14 protein-coding genes are annotated in these 16858 nt (G+C 75.5%); 4 read left to right on the top strand and 10 right to left on the bottom strand.

The features are described 5' to 3' along the window. Window positions 1-163: 163 nt before the first annotated feature. Together LGQ04_RS03690 and LGQ04_RS03695 are read right to left on the bottom strand one after the other, a co-directional pair. Entirely contained in the window at window positions 164-508 is a 345-nt protein-coding gene (locus LGQ04_RS03690) for a heavy-metal-associated domain-containing protein (protein WP_229242288.1), read from the bottom strand. Window positions 509-563: 55 nt separating this feature from the next. Continuing rightward, window positions 564-869: a metal-sensitive transcriptional regulator gene (locus LGQ04_RS03695; protein ID WP_267493970.1), complete on the bottom strand. Its 306-nt coding sequence runs from the start codon at window positions 867-869 to the stop codon at window positions 564-566. A gap of 133 nt (window positions 870-1002) precedes the next feature. Between LGQ04_RS03695 and LGQ04_RS03700 the strand changes: the two genes are divergently transcribed. Next, window positions 1003-2109 (top strand): DUF2330 domain-containing protein, encoded by a 1107-nt coding sequence (locus tag LGQ04_RS03700; RefSeq protein WP_229242290.1) that lies wholly within the window; start codon window positions 1003-1005, stop codon window positions 2107-2109. A gap of 138 nt (window positions 2110-2247) precedes the next feature. Next, complete coding sequence (locus LGQ04_RS03705; protein WP_229242291.1) at window positions 2248-2847, top strand: HdeD family acid-resistance protein; 600 nt, start codon at window positions 2248-2250, stop codon at window positions 2845-2847. A gap of 99 nt (window positions 2848-2946) precedes the next feature. On the opposite strand, the gene hemL is transcribed toward LGQ04_RS03705, so the two are convergent. The 6 genes from hemL to hemE form a co-directional block, all read right to left on the bottom strand. Continuing rightward, window positions 2947-4350, bottom strand: coding sequence for a glutamate-1-semialdehyde 2,1-aminomutase (gene hemL, locus LGQ04_RS03710; RefSeq protein ID WP_229242293.1), 1404 nt, complete (start codon window positions 4348-4350; stop codon window positions 2947-2949). Beyond that, window positions 4350-5396, bottom strand: a complete 1047-nt coding sequence (gene hemB, locus LGQ04_RS03715) for a porphobilinogen synthase (protein WP_229242294.1) — start codon at window positions 5394-5396, stop codon at window positions 4350-4352. Before hemB ends, hemL begins: the two co-directional genes overlap by 1 nt. Beyond that, window positions 5393-6436 carry a uroporphyrinogen-III synthase gene (locus LGQ04_RS03720; protein WP_229242296.1) on the bottom strand — a complete coding sequence of 348 codons (1044 nt, stop codon included), beginning with the start codon at window positions 6434-6436 and terminating at the stop codon, window positions 5393-5395. Before LGQ04_RS03720 ends, hemB begins: the two co-directional genes overlap by 4 nt. A gap of 122 nt (window positions 6437-6558) precedes the next feature. Further along, complete coding sequence (gene hemC / locus LGQ04_RS03725; protein ID WP_229242298.1) at window positions 6559-7740, bottom strand: hydroxymethylbilane synthase; 1182 nt, start codon at window positions 7738-7740, stop codon at window positions 6559-6561. Between the two features lie 167 nt (window positions 7741-7907). Beyond that, the gene (locus LGQ04_RS03730; RefSeq protein ID WP_229242299.1) at window positions 7908-9320 is read right to left on the bottom strand and encodes a protoporphyrinogen/coproporphyrinogen oxidase; all 1413 of its coding nucleotides are present in this window, start codon (window positions 9318-9320) and stop codon (window positions 7908-7910) included. Continuing rightward, a complete protein-coding gene (gene hemE / locus LGQ04_RS03735; RefSeq protein ID WP_229242301.1) occupies window positions 9317-10459 on the bottom strand; it encodes a uroporphyrinogen decarboxylase in 1143 nt (380 codons plus the stop codon). The genes LGQ04_RS03730 and hemE overlap by 4 nt, the downstream gene beginning before the upstream one ends. 50 nt (window positions 10460-10509) lie before the next feature. Here hemE and LGQ04_RS03740 point away from each other — a divergent pair, with 50 nt between their 5' ends. Then, entirely contained in the window at window positions 10510-11868 is a 1359-nt protein-coding gene (locus LGQ04_RS03740; protein WP_229242302.1) for a glutamyl-tRNA reductase, read from the top strand. A 33-nt stretch (window positions 11869-11901) separates the two neighbouring features. Next, the gene (locus tag LGQ04_RS03745; protein ID WP_229242303.1) at window positions 11902-12876 is read left to right on the top strand and encodes a Ppx/GppA phosphatase family protein; all 975 of its coding nucleotides are present in this window, start codon (window positions 11902-11904) and stop codon (window positions 12874-12876) included. A gap of 248 nt (window positions 12877-13124) precedes the next feature. Here LGQ04_RS03745 and LGQ04_RS03750 read toward each other — a convergent pair whose 3' ends face one another. Both LGQ04_RS03750 and LGQ04_RS03755 read right to left on the bottom strand, forming a co-directional pair. Next, window positions 13125-14759, bottom strand: a complete 1635-nt coding sequence (locus LGQ04_RS03750; RefSeq protein ID WP_229242305.1) for a glycoside hydrolase family 10-like protein — start codon at window positions 14757-14759, stop codon at window positions 13125-13127. 125 nt (window positions 14760-14884) lie between these two features. Continuing rightward, window positions 14885-16669, bottom strand: a complete 1785-nt coding sequence (locus tag LGQ04_RS03755) for a WXG100 family type VII secretion target (protein ID WP_229242306.1) — start codon at window positions 16667-16669, stop codon at window positions 14885-14887. Window positions 16670-16858: the final 189 nt, after the last annotated feature.

The following is a 16858-nucleotide window of genomic DNA, read 5'->3' on the forward strand; positions in this document are numbered from 1 at the left end:
GCGAGCGCGGGTGCGCGAGGTGCGCCCCGCCGTCGGGCACGGGGACGAGCTGTCAGCGCCCCACCGGTGCGGGGACCGGTGCGCTGCTGACAGGTCGCGGGGTGCGGCACGTGTCAGCGAGAGGTCGACCTGGAGGTCGGTGGGGTGCTGACAGGTCGAGAGGTCAGGCCGACGGGGCCTGGAAGTCGGCGGCGCGCTCGGAGAACGTGGCCGCGGACCGGTCGTGCGCGGCCTGCTTCTCGGGGGCCTGCTCGGCGTACTGGGCGGCGAGCGCGTCCTGCTGCACGTCGACGGACTCGACGGCGTAGCCCGCCTCGTCGACCGCGGCGCGCAGGGCCGCCTCGTCGAGCGGCTCGTCGGAGAACACGCTGACCTCGGACGTGCCGCCGTCGTGCAGCTCGATGCTGACGTTCTCCACGCCCTCGACCTTCTCGACCTCCTCGGTGACGCTGGCGACGCAGTGCGCGCAGGTCATGCCGGTGACGCCCAGGGTGGTGACGGTGCTCATGGTGCTCCTCGGGTGGGTCGTGCGGCCGCGCGGTGCGGCTCGACGGGTCGGTGCCTCAGCTGCGGACGAGGCGGGCGATGGCGTCGGCGGCCTCCTTGACCTTGGCGGCGCCCTCGTCGTCGGACCTCTTGGCCGCGTCGACGACGCAGTGGCCGAGGTGGTCCTCGACGAGGCCGATGCTCACGGCCTGGAGCGCCTTGGTCACGGCGGAGACCTGCGTGAGGATGTCGATGCAGTAGACGTCCTCGTCGATCATGCGGGCGATGCCGCGCACCTGTCCCTCGATGCGGCGCATGCGCTTGAGGTAGGCCGCCTTGTCGGAGGCGTACCCGTGCGGTCCCTCGTGGTCGGTGACGCTCATACGACCGACCATACCCCTAGGGGGTACCCGTGACAACCCGTGCCGCTCCCCCGACGTCACGGCCACGTCACGACGACATCACGATCCGGCGCTCGTCGCGCGACCCGTCGCCCCGCGACCTAGCCTGCCGAGCATGAGGACTCGCACCGGTGCCGCCTCGACCCGGTGGGCGCGACCCGCGCTCGTCGGCTCGCTCCTGGCCGGTGCCCTCGTCGCCGCCGCACCACCGGCGCAGGCCTGCGCGTGCGGAGCCCTCGTCGACGGACCCGCCTACGAGACGTCCGTCGACGCCGAGACCACCCTGCTCCAGTGGGACGGCACCACCCAGACCCTGCTGCTCGAGCTCGACACCGTCTCCACCGCGCCCGAGGTCGGCCTCCTCCTCCCGACACCCGGACCCGCCGAGGTCGCGCTCGCCGACCCCGAGATCTTCCGCGAGCTCGACGACCTCACCGCGCCCCAGGCCGTCGTCAGCGAGGTCCGGTGGTGGCCCGAGCTCGGGCTCGGCGGAGACGACGACGGGGCCGGTGCGGGCGGCGGGGTCGACGTCCTCGGGACGGTCCGGCTCGGCCCCCTCGAGGTGACCACGCTCGCCGCGACCGACGCCGCCGCGCTCGACACGTGGCTCACCGAGCGCGGCTTCCAGCTCCCCGGCAGCATCCGGACAGCGCTGAACCCGTACGTCGACGCCGGGTGGTCGTACGTCGCGGCGCGCGTCGCCCCCGAGGAGGCGCCCACCTTCGACGGCACCCTCCAGCCGTTGCGCGTCACCTTCGACACGCCCAGCCTCGTCCAGCCCATGCGCCTGGCCGCTCTCGCCGACGGCACGCAGCGGCTGCGCACCTACGTCCTCGCCGACCAGCGGATGGCACGGGACGACCCCTCCGCCGAGGTCGCCCCGCCGTCGTTGCGGTTCGCCGGCCGGGTCGACCCCGCCGACGTGAGCACCGCCGAGCTCGCCGAGCTCCTCGCCGCCGGGAGCTACGTCACGGCCTACGACCAGACGCTCACCGAGCCCGGCGAACAGGTCGTCTCCGAGTTCACCTACGCCCCCGCGGGCGACGACACGACCTTCACGGCCTCGTACGCCGTCGTCGCGGACAAACGGATCGGCCCGTTCTTCGCCGGCCCCGTCCTCGCCTTCGCCGGCGTCCTCGCCCTGTCCGTCCTCGTCGTGTGGGCTGCCCGACGGCGCCGCGCACCCGCGCCCCTGCGCGTCACCCGGCCGGCCCGCGCCTGAGCCGCCGCGCGCCGCGTCCCGCACGCCCCGTCCCGCACACCGCTCTGCGCGTTCCGCGCGACACGGGCCTGGCCCGGGTGTTTCATGAGGGACGACACGCCACCGATCCGAGCCGACACTCCCGCGAGGTGCGACCCCATGTCGATCCCCGACCCGATCCTCTCCGCCTTCTCCCGGACGGCACGCCAGGTCTGGTACTGGCCCGTGCTGCGCGGCGTCCTCGCCGTCGTGCTCGGCGTCGTCGCCATCGCCTGGCCGCAGATCACCGCGGCAGCGGTCATCTGGGTGATCGGCATCTTCGCGCTCGTCGACGGGATCGTCGAGATCGTCGAGGGCGTCCGACGACGCGGGAGCGGCAGCGGGACGGCGCTGCTCGTGACGATGGGCGTGCTCAGCGTCGGCGTCGGCGTCGTGCTGCTCGCATGGCCGGGCAAGACCGCCGTCGTGCTCGCGTGGATCATCGGGTTCTGGGCCGTGGTCTACGGCATCTTCCAGACCGTCGCGAGCCTCGACCTGCGCAAGGTCAGCGGCAGCGGGTGGTGGTGGGGGGTCATCGCGGGACTGCTCGCCCTCGTGTTCGGTCTGCTCGTCCTGTTCAACGTGAACGCGGGCCTGGTGTCGATCGTGTGGATCATCGCGGTGTTCGCGATCCTCTGGGGCGTCATGCTCATCGCCTTCGGCTTCCAGATCCGCAGCCTCGGGAAGCAGGCGGGCAAGGCCGCAACCGCTCCCTACTGACGAGAACGGGACTGCTCGCCGTCGACCACGAGGTTTGTGCCGCTATCTGACCGATAACGGCACCAACGTCGTGTTCGGCGCGGGGCGTTCGGCGCGGCGTCAGGCGGGCGTCGCGGCCGCGGCGGCGCGAGCCGCGGCCGGGAACGCGTCGAGGACCCGCGCGACGGCGGCGTCGTCGTGGGCGGCCGAGACGAACCACGCCTCGAAGACCGACGGCGGCAGGTTGACGCCCTGGTCGAGCATCGCGTGGAAGAACGCGCGGTACCGGAACGTCTCCGCCGCCTGCGCCTGCGCGTAGTCGCGCACCCCGGCGCGTGCGGCGAGGTCGCCGAAGAAGACGGAGAACAGCGACCCGGCGCGCTGGACGCGGTGCGGAACGCCCGCGGCGTCGAGCGCCTCCCCGACGGCCGTGGACAGGGTCGAGGACACCTCGTCCACCCGGGAGTACACCGCGTCGTCGGCCAGGCGGAGCGTCGCGAGGCCCGCCGCGACGGCGACCGGGTTCCCGGAGAGCGTGCCCGCCTGGTAGACGGGGCCGAGCGGGGCGAGGTGGTCCATGACGGTGGCGGAGCCGCCGACCGCCGCGACCGGCATGCCGCCGCCCACGACCTTGCCGAACGTGAACAGGTCCGGTGTGAACCCCTGACCGCCCTGGCCGCGCAGCACGTCGTTCTCGAGCCCCCACCAGCCGCTCGGGCCGACGCGGAACCCGGTGAGCACCTCGTCGAGGACCAGCAGCGCGCCGTGCTGCGCGGTGATGCGCCGCAGACCCTCGTTGAAGCCCTCCGCCGGCGGCACGACGCCCATGTTCGCCGGGCTCGCCTCCGTGATGACGGCCGCGATCTGCGACCCCCGCTCCGCGAACGCCGCCTCGACCGCCGCGAGGTCGTTGTACGGCAGGACGAGCGTCTCGGCCGCGCTCGCCTCGGTCACCCCCGCGGACCCGGGCAGCGCGAGCGTCGCGACGCCGGAGCCCGCCTCGGCGAGCAGGGCGTCGACGTGCCCGTGGTAGCAGCCCGCGAACTTCACGACCACGTCGCGCCCGGTGACGCCGCGCGCGAGACGGATCGCCGTCATCGTCGCCTCCGTGCCCGTGGACACGAGGCGCACGCGCTCCGCCGCGGGGACCCGACGCCGGATCTCCTCGCCCAGCTCGACCTCGCCCAGCGTCGGCGCGCCGAACGACAGGCCGCGCGCCGCGGCGTCCTGCACCGCCGCGACGACCTCGGGGTGCGCGTGGCCCAGCAGCGCCGGACCCCACGAGCACACGAGGTCGACGTACTCGCGCCCCGCGACGTCCGTCACGTACGCCCCCCGCGCCGACGCGAGGAAGCGCGGGTCGCCGCCCACCGACCCGTACGCGCGCACCGGCGAGCTCACCCCGCCCGGCAGCACCGCCTGGGCGCGCACGAACGCGCCGTGGTTGTCGGTCGCGATCGCTCCCGGCGCGGCGTGCTCCGCCTGCGCGGCCGCCGCCACCCCGAACCCGGTCGACTCCGTCATCAGCGCGTCCCTCCGAACGTCTCGTCGTGCAGCCAGCCCGCGATCTCGGCGGCCCAGTAGGTGAGGATCACGTCGGCGCCCGCACGCTTGATGCCCAGCACCGACTCCAGGACGGCGCCGCGCCGGTCGATCCACCCGTTCGCCGCGGCGGCCTCGATCATCGCGTACTCGCCCGACACCTGGTACGCCGCCACCGGCACCGGCGACATCTCCGCGACCCCGGCGAGCACGTCGAGGTACGACCCCGCGGGCTTCACCATGACCATGTCGGCGCCCTCGGCGAGGTCGAGGTCCGCCTCGCGCAGCCCCTCGCGCGCGTTGCCCGCGTCCATCTGGTACGTCCGACGGTCGCCCTGCAGCGCCGAGTCGACCGCCTCGCGGAACGGCCCGTAGAACGCGCTCGCGTACTTCGCCGAATAGGCGAGGATCCCGACGTCGGCGAACCCCGCCGCGTCGAGCGCCTCGCGGATCACACCGACCTGGCCGTCCATCATGCCCGACGGCGCCACGACGTCCGCGCCCGCGCGCGCCTGCGCGACCGCCATCGACGCGTACCGCTCCAGCGTCGCGTCGTTGTCGACCACCACGACCTCGCGCTCGCCGTCGTGCTGCCGCGTGATCACACCGCAGTGCCCGTGGTCGGTGAACTCGTCGAGGCACGTGTCGACCATGACGACGGGCGCGCGCCCGCCCGCGCCCTCGACCTCGCGCACGACGTCCCGGGCGGCCCGCGTCGCACGCTGCAGGATCCCGTCCTCCGCGTCCGCCGCGCTCCCCGTCGCGTCCCGCTCCGCCGGGATGCCGAACAGCATCACGCCCCCGAGACCCGCACGGGCGGCGTCGCGCACCGCGTCCACGAGCGTCGCCTCCGAGTGCTGCACCACACCCGGCATCGAGGAGATCGCGTGCGGCTCCGACAGGCCCTCCTTGACGAACAGCGGCAGCACGAGGTCGGCCGCGTGCAGGCGGGTCTCGCTCACGAGACGCCGCACGCGCGGGGTCGTGCGCAGCCGCCGAGGGCGGTGGTGGCCGGGGGAGAGGGTCACGAGAGGCCTCCTTCGCTGGTGCCGGTGCGACACAGGACGGTGGTGAGGGCGGCGGCCAGCGCGTCGTCGGCGGCCCGTTCCGCCACCGCGTCCAGCCGCAGCCCGACGGCGCGCGCCGCCCGCGCGGTCGGCTCGCCGATCGCGACGCCCGCGACGTCGTCCCGCGGCCCGAGCTGCCGCGCGACCTCGCGCGCCACGCTGCCCGACGTCAGCACGACCGCGTCCACCTCTCCCGCGCGCCACGCGGCGACGACCGCGGGGTCGAGGTCGTGCGCGACCGTGCGGTACACCGTGACGACGAGCGGGTCGTACCCGAGCCCCCGCAGACCGTCCGCCATCGTCGCGGCGGCGAGGTCGCCCTGCGGGAGCAGCACGGTTCTCGGGCCGGCCGTCGGGTCGGGTCCGGCGGCGGGGGCGACGTCGGTGCTCGGGCTGGCCGCGCCGTCGCCCTGGTCGGTCGGCCGTGCGTTCGCGAGCGCGGCCTCTACGCCCTTCGCATCCGACGCCGTCCCCGCCGCCTCGGTGGCTGTCTCGCCACCGTCTGCCGAGGGAGAACCCTCGTTGCGCGAGGTAGAGCCCTGGTCGGGCGAGGGAGGGCCGTGGTGGTCGGGGTCGAGGGTCGCGAAGGCGGCGACGAGGCCGCGGGCGGAGTTCTCGGTCGGTTCGAGCTCGACCGTGATGCTGTGGGCCTCCAGGGCGCGGCGGGTCGCGGGGCCGACGGCGGCCCAGCGGGCCCCGCGGGCGACGTCACCGAGGGTGGTGCCGCGGCGGGCGGCTGCGGCGGCGAGCTCGTCGATCGCGTTGACGCTGGTGACCACGACCCAGCCGAGCCGACCTGCGGCGAGGTGCGCGACGGCGTCGTCCACGGGCGCGGTGTCGTCGACGGGAGCACGCTCGATCGCGGGGCTGACGAGGACGTGGGCGCCGTCGGCGCGGAGCGACGCGGCGAGCGCGGCCGCGCGCTCCGGCGAGCGCGGCACGAGGACGGTCCGGCCCGCCAGACGCCCCGGGGTGGTGCCGAACCCCGGGTCGCTCGGCACCGCGGCGTCGTCCTGCCGAACGACCCGGGGTTCGGTGGGCGACGGGACGACGGGCGCTGGGACGACGGGCGGCGTGACCCGGGGTGCCGGGCCGCGGGACGGGTCGCGCAGCGGGCCGGGGGTCACGCGCCCTCCCCGCGGTACCCGCCGTCGCGCAGCTGCTCGCGCGCCGCCTCGACCGCGGGGTCGACGGCGTCGGTCGTCGAGCCGCGGGCGGTCCCGGAGACCGCGGTGGTGTCACCGGGCGGGGTGCCCCCGGCCCCGGGGAGGGCGGACTCCTGGGTGCTCGCTCTGTCCGCGGCCGGGCCGAGCGCGGCGAGCCGTGCCGCGCCGTCGGCGAGCAGCGCGTCGGCGACGCGTTCCCCGAGGAGGAGCGCGGCGTCGTCCCGGGCGGCGCGCAGCCCCGGTCCCGGGGCGGGCAGGGCGGTGCGGGCCGCGTGCGAGAGCTGCTCGGCGCCGTCGACGCGCGCCACGACCGCGGTGAGGGAGAGGGTGTCGCCCTCGACGACCGCGTGCGTGCCGACGGGCGCGGCGCACCCCGCCTCGAGGCGCGCGAGGAGGGACCGCTCGGCGAGCACGGCGAGGCGCGTGGGCTCGTGGTCGAGCGCGTCGAGGGCCGCCGCGACGACCGGGTCGTCGAGCTCGGGCGTGCGGACCTCCACCGCGAGCGCACCCTGCCCGGCGGCGGGGGCCATCACCGCGACGTCGACGACCTCCGTGACCTCGTCGAGGAGGCCGAGGCGCGCGAGGCCTGCGTAGGCGAGCACGACGGCGTCGAGGTCGGCGTCCTCGCCGTGGACGCGCGCCAGGCGGGTCCCGACGTTCCCGCGGATGTCGACGACGTCGAGGTCGGGACGCACGGCGCGGAGCTGGGCGGCGCGGCGCGGCGACCCGGTGCCGACGCGCGCGCCGCGCGGCAGCGTCGCGACCGTGAAGCCGTCCCGGGCGCACAGCGCGTCGCGGGGGTCCTCGCGCTCCGGGGTGACGACGGTGAGACCGGGCGCGGCGGCGGTCGGCAGGTCCTTGAGGGAGTGGACGGCGACGTCGACCCGGCCGGCGAGCAGCGCCTCGCGCAGCGCGGTGACGAACACGCCCGTGCCGCCCATCTGGGCGAGGGACCCGGTGAGGACGTCCCCCTCGGTGCGGACGCGGACCGTCTCGACGTCGCGGCCCGTGAGCTCGGCGAGGCGTCGCGCCACGAGGCCGGTCTGGGTGGTGGCGAGCGCGCTGCCGCGCGTCCCGATGCGCAGGGCGGCCCCGGTGGTCGTGCCGGGGGCGGGGGAGGTCGTGGGGGTGTCGCTCACGGTCCTAGTGTCCTCCGGGGTGCGGCGATCTCGAAATGTCGGGGCGCCCGGGGAGAGATTTCCCACGGTCCGCCGGGAGGGCGTGACGGGGTCGTGACACCCGGTCATGATCGTCGCGACAATGTGTCATCTTCGCGCGTCAGGAAATGCAACGGGTAAGGATTGCCTCACACATTCTCGGCGCATTCCTGGGCGTGCCCGACGATCGCCGCGAGCCCCGTCCCGGCGATCCACCCGCCCGTGACGCCGAGCCCGGGCACCTCGGCCACGCGGTCGGCGAACGCGGCCACCTCGCGCCGGTAGGCCGGGGTCGGCGGGGGCAGCGCGCCGTCCCAGCGCGTCGTCACGTGCCCGAGCACGCGACCGTGCAGGTCGACGCCGAACAGGGCCGACGCGTCGGCGACGACACGGTCGAGGTCCGGCTCGCTCGTCGCCCCCACCCGGCCGTACGACAGGCGCACCACGTGGTGACCCGGCCCCGCGGCGTCGCGCACCCGCTCGCGCAGCCACGGCCACTTCGCCGTCGAGTGCGTCATCGCCTTCGCCTCGACGCCTCCCGCCGCGTCCGACCCGGTCCGGGGAGGCGCGACGAGCACGCCCGTGCCGCGCGGCGCGTCGTCGAGCTCCGGGGCGCGCAGCAGCAGCGTGACGAGGCGCACGTCCGCCCCGGCCGCGGGGCGCGGGACCGCGCCCCCGCCGACCAGCGGCGCGAGCGCGCCGGCCAGGGCGGGCGTCGCGACCACGAGCCGGGGCGCGGTGAGCTCCACCGGCCCGTCGGGACCGGACGCACGCACCACCCAGCCTGCGGGCCCGTCCGGACCGTGCCCGCCGTCCGCGCGCGCGAGCCCGACGACGCGGTGCCGGGTCCGCACGTCGGCGTCCGCGGCGAGCGCCTCGACCAGCCGGTGCAGGCCGCCGTCGACGCCGCGCACGGCCGAGCCCGCGGGGGCGAGGGCCCGCAGGGCGGCCACCGCGCGGGTCAGCGACCCCTCGCGCTCGTAGGCGGCGCGCAGGCCGGGCGCGACCGCGTCGACGTCGAGCAGGTCCAGGGGCGCGGAGTGGACGCCCGTCGCGACGGGTGCCACGAGGCGGTCGGTGACACGCGCGCCGAGGCGCGACCGCGTGAACGACCCGAGGGTCGACAGGTCGGCGGACCGGCGCGGCAGCACCCGGTCGAGGCTCGCGCGCAGCGACCCGGCGACGCCGACCGCGCGGCGCACGTCCGCGGCCCACGGGTGCGCCGGGATCCCGAGGACGCCCGCGCGGGGAAGGGGGAACGCGCGCCCGGCGGCGTACCCCCACGCCGACGCGGCGGCGGGCTCCACGACGTCCAGGCCCAGCGCCGGCACGAGCGACGCGACCTGCGTGCCGCGCGACGCGAACGACTCCGCGCCGACGTCCACGCGCAGCCCGCCGAGCCCCGGGAGGGCGTCGCCGCGCACGGGCCCGCCGGGCCGGTCCGCGGCGTCGAGCACGACGACGCGCAGGCCCCGCGCGCGCAGCGTCCGGGCGGCCGTGAGGCCCGCCACCCCGGCGCCGACGACGACCGCGTCGGCGGTCCGCGCGGGGGCCCCGGTCATCGTGCGGCCGGGTCCTGGGCCGCCGCCTCGTGCACCGCGCCCACCTCGTGGACGAGGTCGACGACGCGGGTCAGGACGGTCGGGTCCGTGTCCGGCGGGACGCCGTGCCCGAGGTTGACGACGTGCCCGGGCGCGCTGCGGCCGCGGCGCAGGACGTCGCGCACGTGCGCCTCCAGGACGTCCCACGGCGCGGCGAGCAGGGCAGGGTCGACGTTCCCCTGCACGGGCACGGTGCCGCCGAGGGTGCGCGCGGCCTCGTCGAGCGGGGTGCGGTAGTCGACGCCGACGGTGACGTCGCGCGCCCCGGCCGCGGTGGCGGCGTCGCGCATCGCGGGCAGGAGGTGGCCCGTGCCGGTGCCGAAGTGGATCACGGGGACGTCGAGGCCCGCGACGTGCGCGAGGGCCCGCGTGGAGGCGCCCGCGGCGCCCTGCGCGTAGTCCGCGAGCGACAGCGACCCCGCCCAGGAGTCGAAGAGCTGCGCGGCGCTCGCGCCCGCGGCGACCTGGGCGCGCAGGAAGGTGCCCGTGAGGTCGGCGGCCCAGTCGACGAGCCGCTGCCACGTGTCCGGGTCGCCCCGCAGGAGCGCCCGCGCGGCGAGGTGGTCGCGCGACGGGCGGCCCTCGACGAGGTACGCCGCGAGGGTGAACGGCGCCCCCGCGAACCCGATGAGGGGCGTGCTGCCCAGGGCGTCCACCGTGCGGGCGACGGCCTCCGCGATCGGCTCCAGCGCCTGCGGGGTGAGCTCGGACTCCACGAGGCGCGCGACGTCGTCGGGCGTGCGGTACGCCTGCCCCATGACCGGGCCGACGCCCGGCACGATGTCGACCTCGACGCCCGCGAGCAGCAGCGGGACGACGATGTCGGAGAAGAAGATCCCGGCGTCCACGGCGTGCCGGCGTACCGGCTGGAGCGTGATCTCCGAGGCCAGGGCCGGGTCGAGGCACGCACCGAGCATCGTGGTGCCCTCGCGCGCCGCCCGGTACTCGGGGAGGGAACGGCCGGCCTGGCGCATGAACCACACCGGTGTGATTTCCGGCCTTTCCCCGCTCGTCCCCGCGCGCAGGGCGCGCACGAGCGGCGACCTCGCGGTGCGGCCGTCGTTCAGCGGGTGGTCCGGGGAAAGGGCGACAGGAATCACAGCAACCGATTCTGCCTCTCTCCCAGGGGAATGATTAAATCGGAGGCACTGTGGCTCTTCTCTCCCTCACGGCCAGCCACCACGAGCTCGACCTCGACGCCCTGGAACGTCTCTCGACGGGGGCCCACTCGATCGGCGGCTCGGCGGTCGCGGCCTGCGACGTCATCACGGGTGCGGTCGTCCTCGCGACGTGCAACCGGTTCGAGCTGTACCTCGACGTCGACGCGCCCCTCGACGGACCGGGCGTGCGGCACGCGACGGAGCACGTCGCGCGGCTCGTCGCCGACGCCTCCGGGGTGGACCCCGCCCAGGCGGCCGCGTCGTTCCGGGCCCGGGCGGGCAGCGAGGTGACCGAGCACCTGTTCGCCGTCGCGTCCGGTCTGGACTCGATGGTGGTGGGCGAGCGGGAGATCGCCGGCCAGGTGAAGCGCGCCCTGGAGACCGCCCACGCGGACGGCGTGACGTCGTCGACGCTCGAGCTGCTGTTCCAGACGGCGTCGCGCACCTCGAAGCGCGTCAGCACCGACACCGCGCTCGGCGGGGCGGGGCGATCCGTCGTCGCGCTCGGGCTCGAGCTCGCCGCCGCCGAGCTGCCGCCGTGGCACCAGGTCCGCACCGTGCTCATCGGCACGGGGTCGTACGCGGGCGCGAGCCTCGCCGCGCTGCGCGCGCTCGGCTGCGACGACGTGCGCGTCTACTCGCAGTCCGGCCGCGCCGACGAGTTCGCGGCCGCGCGCGGCGTCGAACCGGCCACCGACCTCGTCGAGGCGCTCGCCGACGCGGACCTCGTCGTGTCCTGCAGCGGCGCCCGCGGTCGAGCGGTGGCGGACGGGTCGCGGCGCGAGCAGGCCATCGAGCACGTGCTCGACGCCGCGTCCGTGGTGCGTGCGCGCGAGCGCGCGGCGGTGGCCGCTGGCGACGAGCCGGGCGCCCGCCCGACGGTCGTGCTCGACCTTGCGCTGCACCGGGACGTCGACCCGCACGTCGCGGACGTCGAGGGCGTGCTCCTGTACGACCTCGCGACGCTCGCGGCGCACTCGCCGGCGGTCGCGTCGGAGCTGGTCGCGCGCGCGCGCCGCATCGTGGACGACGCCGCGCGGGCGTTCGAGGAGACGCGTCTCGGCCGCGCGGCGGACACGGCCGTCGTGGCCCTCCTCCAGGACGCGGAGCGCCGTGTCCTCGCGGAGGTGGACGACGTCGTCGCCCTGCGTCGTGCGGACGGCGAGGACCTGGACGACGCCGATGTCGAGGAGGTGGCCCGCACGGTGCGGCGCCGCGTCCACGCCGACCTGCACCGCGCGATCGTCGCGGCGCGTGCCGACGCGGTCGCGGCGTCGCGTGCGGCCGAGCGGGAGGTCGTGGCCGACGCGGAGGCGCTCGTCGCGGAGGCGGACGCCGACGTCCGCTGACGAGCCGTCGCGGTCCCGGTAGTGTCGCGACCCGTGACGACGACCCCTGCACCTCCGACGCCCACGACCGGCCCGAGGGCCTCCCGGCGCCTGGGCGTGCTCGACATCGGCTCGAACACCGTGCACCTCGCGGTGGTCGACGCCGCGCCGGGCGCCCGCCCGGTCCAGGCCGCGGGGGCACGGACGGTCGTGCGGATCATGCGGTACCTGCAGCCGGACGGCTCGCTCTCCGCGGAGGGGGTCGCGGCGATGCTCGCCGCCGTGGACGACGCGACGGCGCTCGCCCGCGAGTCCGCCGTCGAGGAGATGCTGCCGATGGCGACGTCGGCCCTGCGTGACGCGACGAACGGGCCCGAGGTGCTCGCCGCGATCGGGGAGCGCGTGGGCCAGCCCGTGCGGGTGCTGTCCGGCGAGGACGAGTCGCGCCTGACGTTCCTCGCGGCCCGGCGGTGGCACGGGTGGGCGGCGGGCCGCCTGCTCGTCCTCGACATCGGCGGCGGGTCGTTGGAGATCGCGTCCGGCGTGGACGAGGAGCCGGACCTCGCGGCGTCGGTCCCGCTCGGCGCGGGACGCATGACGATGGCCTACCTCGCGTCCGACCCGCCCCGGCCGGCCGAGGTCGACGCGCTGCGCGAGCACGTCCGCGCCGTCCTCGCGCCGACGGTCGAGGCGTTCGAGCGCCTCCCGCGCCCCGACCACGTGGTGGCGACGTCCAAGACGTTCCGCTCGCTCGCGCGCCTCGCGGGCATGCAGGTCGAGGTCGTCGGCCCGGACGAGCGGTGGCGCATGCGGCGCTCGCAGCTCGCCGACTGGGTGCCGCGCCTCGCGCGCCTGACCGCCGAGGGGCGTACGGCGCTGCCGGGCGTCACGCCCGAGCGCACGTTCCAGATCGTGGCGGGCGGCGTCGTCGCGGTCGAGACGATGAAGGCGCTCGGCGTGGACGAGCTGGAGATCTGCCCGTGGGCGCTGCGGGAGGGCGCCATCCTGCGCAGGCTCGACCACATCTGACGGGCGCTCCGTCCGGTGCGTCGAGGGGCGCGCCGTGGAGACCGACGCTCAGCCGGCCAGCGCTCCCGCGAGGCGGTCGAGGACGATCCGACCGGCGAGCGGTACGAGGTCCGCGTCGGCGGGCGTGACCCCTGCCCGACGGCGCGTGGTGCACCCAGCGCGACCACGCGCCGTCGGGCACTCGCTCGCGCGGCCCCAGTTCCGGCGAGCGAGGACCCGTGCCGGGCTCGCGCCCGGCACGGGAGACGTCACACCGAGCGCGCGTGGCTCGGTGCCGATTCGTTCCATACGCGGTCGAGGGCCGTGACCACGTACGTGTAGCTCGTGCCCGGGTCGGCGGCCTCGTCCGTCCAGTGCTGGACGACGTGGCCGTCGCTGCGCACGGTCGCGAGGAGAGCGGTGGGGTCCTCGACGTCGATCGTGCGGACACGTCCTTCGACACGATAGATCGCGAACGACGTCGCCGCCGAGCGGCGCGGCCCGCTGTCGTTCCAGTGAAGGCTCACGCCCTGCCCGGTCCGGCGTGCGGTGGCCAGCACGGGGACGCGCACGCGCGTGCCGGGCAGGTGCGGCATGGCGGGGACGATCGCGGGGTGGCGGTAGTGGTCGTCGCGGACGATCGACATCGACCCCTGCGGGTCGGCGGGGACGTGCTTCGCGGAGAAGTACACGTTGCCGTGCACCGGGTTCTCCTGCTCGTGGCAGTACGTCACGTGCTTCGACAGCTCGGCCGGGTCGGTGAACACGCCCGACGTGACCTTGTACAGCGCCTCCCCGACGTAGAGCTGCGTGCCGGACTGCGCGGCGACGTCGGCCCACCAGGGCACGAGCTTGGCGTAGTCGGCGACGGCGAGCCCGAACTGCCAGTAGATCTGCGGGTTGATGTAGTCGAGCCAGCCCTCGAGGACCCACTTGCGGGTGTCGGCGAACTGCATGTCGTAGGACTGGGAGCCGCCGGTGTCGGAGCCCAGCGGGTCGGTGGACGCGTTGCGCCAGATGCCGAACGGGCTGATGCCGAACTTGACCCACGGCTTGGTCTGCTTGATCCGCTCGGAGATGGTGCGGACGAACTCGTCGACGTTGTGCCGGCGCCAGTCCTCGACGGTGGCGAAGCCCGCGCCGTACGTCGCGTAGGTGTGCGCGTCGGGGATCGTCTGGCCGGCGACGGCGTACGGGTAGAAGTAGTCGTCGAAGTGGACGCCGTCGAGGTCGTAGTTCTCGACGCTGTGGAGGATCGCGCGGTAGATGTGCTCGCGGGCCTCGGGGATGCCCGGGTCGAAGTAGAGCTTGCCGCCGTACGCCCACACCCAGTCCGGGTGCTGTCGCGCCGGGTGCTCGGGGACGAGCTGCGCGGGGTCGGCCTGCATGGACACGCGGTACGGGTTGTACCAGGCGTGGATCTCCAGGTTGCGCTCGTGGGCCTTCTCGACGACGAACGCGAGCGGGTCGTAGCCGGGGTCCTGGCCCTGCGTGCCGGTGAGGTACTGGGACCACGGCTCGTACGGGCTGGGCCAGAACGCGTCGGCGGTGGGCCGCACCTGCACGAACACGGCGTTGAGGCGGAAGTCGCGCGCGACGTCGAGCCAGTGCACGAACTCCGCCTGCTGCTGCTCCGCGGACAGGCCGGACGCGGACGGCCAGTCGATGTTCACGACGCTGGAGATCCACATGGCGCGCAGCTCGCGCTTGCGCAGGCCCGACGCCGCGTCGCCGGCGGCGCTGCCGGGTGCGGTCGCGGCGGCGGCCGGGGAGAGCGAGCCGACGGTCACGGTGAGGGTGCTCGCCGCGACGCCGGCCGTGGCGAGGGTGAGGAACTGACGTCGGCCGACCCCGGCTGCGGGGGGCTCGGCGGGCGGACGGGGGGCGGGAGTGTCGAGCGTCATCGCTGGGTCTCTCCTCCATCGGGTCGACAGGTGTGGAAGATACTTTCACACTAGCGCGCCGAAGTGAAGGTTTGCGTCATGCGAGGGCGTGCGGCAGGGGAGGGCGATGCGGTGGGAGGGCGCGGTCAGCGCACGGTGACCGACCCCGGGAACGGCGCCGCCGAGCGGTCCGTGAGCGACCCGTCGCCGCCGGAGTTGATCTCCATGAGGTACTGCACGAGCTGCGCGTCGGACCGCGGCGCCCGCGCCAGGGCCAGGGCGAGGTCGTCACCGCCGAGCGGGTTCTGGTCGTAGTCGGTCGTGACCGAGCGCGTGTTCATGCCCAGGGTCTCGTTCTCCAGCCCCGTGCGGACGTGCCCCGCGAGCGCGTCCATCTGGTCGTGGGTCAACGAGAGCTGCACCTGCTGCCCCGGCGCGACCTCGCCCGACGGCGAGAAACCGCCGAACTCGGGGGTGTTGAACACCTGCGCGGTAAAGTCGTCGGCCGTCACCTCGTACGTGTACGTCCGCGCCGACACGTCCTCCGCGCCGCCCGCGTCGAACGTCTGCGACATCCGGAAGTCGCCCCGGTCCCCGTACGTCGCCGTGAGCAGGTGCTCCGACCGGCCGTCCGGGTACGTCGTCAGCACCGACGAACCCGTGTTCTCCGCGACGTCGAACCCGAGCTCCAACGGGCCCACCTCGGCGTCCAGGGACGTCGTCGAGGTGTAGTCGACCCGCTCGACCGTGGTCGTCCCCGAGATCCCCGTCGACGGGTCCGCCGGGAGCTCGCCCGTCACGAGGTAGCGGTCGTACGCGGCCTGGCCCTGCGGCGTCGAGAGGTCGAGCTCCGCGGTCCGCAGCGACGCGCCGTCGAGCGACGTCGTGTTCCCCAGCATCACCTTGACCGCCTCGAGGTCGACGCCGACGCCGCCGTAGTTCGAGATCGCCTCGGTCGGGCCGGCGGTGACCCGCACCGTGTCCTCGCCCGTGCGCTCGACCAGGCTGCTCGCCCCGCTCGCCTCCGTGATGTCGGACTTCACCGCGATGTGCTTGAACACGGCCTCGAGCTCGGTGCCCGTGTAGTCCCCGCCCTCCATCGTCACCGAGGACCCCACCGGCATCGAGCGCGGGTCGAACGGGTTGACGGTCCCCGGGTCCACGTCGACGCCGTCCGGCACCTTCACCGTGTACTGCGACGTCACGCCCGTCTCGTACGCCCCGCTGACGCCGTAGCCGCCCTTCTCGACCCCGCCCTCGACGCCGATCGACACGTCGGTCTTCGACGTGTACGTCGTGTACCCGTCCGCGCTGTGCTCGCCCGTCGTGTACTCGGCACCGCCCGTCAGGCCGAACGAGATCTTCGCCCCGTTCCCCGTCGTGACGTGGTCGGCCAACGAGCCCGACCCCGACACCGTCGTCCCACCCGTCGTCGGGTCGTGGCTCACGCCGACCCCGACGCCCGACGTGCGCCCGTCCGTCGTCGTCTCGTGCTCACCCTTCACCCCGACCGTCGGGCCGCCCGGGGCGTCCGCGCCGTCGTCGCCGGACCCGGCGCCAGGCCCGGCGCCAGGCCCGGTCGGTCCACCCGGTCCACCCGGCCCGCCCGGCCCCCCGGGGCCACCTGGTCCGGCGGGACCCCCGGGGCCGGACGGGAGGGAGCCGCCGTCGGTGCTCGCGCCCTCCTGCTGGTCGGCGTCCGCGCGGAGGCGGCGGGCGGCGTCGCGCAGCGTCGTGGCCGCCGAGACGAGAGCCGGCTCGAGCTCGGCACCCCAGCGCCCGCGCAGCTCGTCGCCGTCCGGGCCCGCCCACGGCACGCCCGACACCACCCCGCGCAAGGCCGCGCGCGCCGCGTCCAGGTCGTCCGACGACGTGACGAACCGGTCCGCCAACGCCCGCAGCGCGCCCACGTCGGCGCCGTACATCCCCATCGCGCAGCCCTCCAGCGGCTCGTCCCCACCGGGAGGCTAGCCCGCCACACGTCGTCGGGCACGCGTCGACCATGGTGCGAGGTCCCCGTCCGGACGTCCGCCCGACGCGCGAGAACGGCGCGTCGCACCTACCGTCGAGGGCGGTGCTGTCAACCCGACACGCCGCGGTGCGGGACGCTGGAGGGGGCG

This window comes from Cellulosimicrobium marinum (assembly GCF_020551945.1).
Classification (GTDB): Bacteria; Actinomycetota; Actinomycetes; order Actinomycetales; family Cellulomonadaceae; genus Cellulosimicrobium; species Cellulosimicrobium marinum.

Excerpts from the sequence above, each read along its gene's own strand:
- LGQ04_RS03690 (WP_229242288.1), bottom strand. The coding sequence starts at position 508 with ATGAGCACCGTCACCACCCTGGGCGTCACCGGCATGACCTGCGCGCAC.
- LGQ04_RS03695 (WP_267493970.1), bottom strand. The coding sequence starts at position 869 with ATGAGCGTCACCGACCACGAGGGACCGCACGGGTACGCCTCCGACAAG.
- LGQ04_RS03705 (WP_229242291.1), top strand. The coding sequence starts at position 2,248 with ATGTCGATCCCCGACCCGATCCTCTCCGCCTTCTCCCGGACGGCACGC.
- LGQ04_RS03755 (WP_229242306.1), bottom strand. The coding sequence starts at position 16,669 with ATGGGGATGTACGGCGCCGACGTGGGCGCGCTGCGGGCGTTGGCGGAC.
- LGQ04_RS03730 (WP_229242299.1), bottom strand. The coding sequence starts at position 9,320 with ATGACCGGGGCCCCCGCGCGGACCGCCGACGCGGTCGTCGTCGGCGCC.
- hemL (WP_229242293.1), bottom strand. The coding sequence starts at position 4,350 with ATGACGGAGTCGACCGGGTTCGGGGTGGCGGCGGCCGCGCAGGCGGAG.
- LGQ04_RS03700 (WP_229242290.1), top strand. The coding sequence starts at position 1,003 with ATGAGGACTCGCACCGGTGCCGCCTCGACCCGGTGGGCGCGACCCGCG.
- LGQ04_RS03750 (WP_229242305.1), bottom strand. The coding sequence starts at position 14,759 with ATGACGCTCGACACTCCCGCCCCCCGTCCGCCCGCCGAGCCCCCCGCA.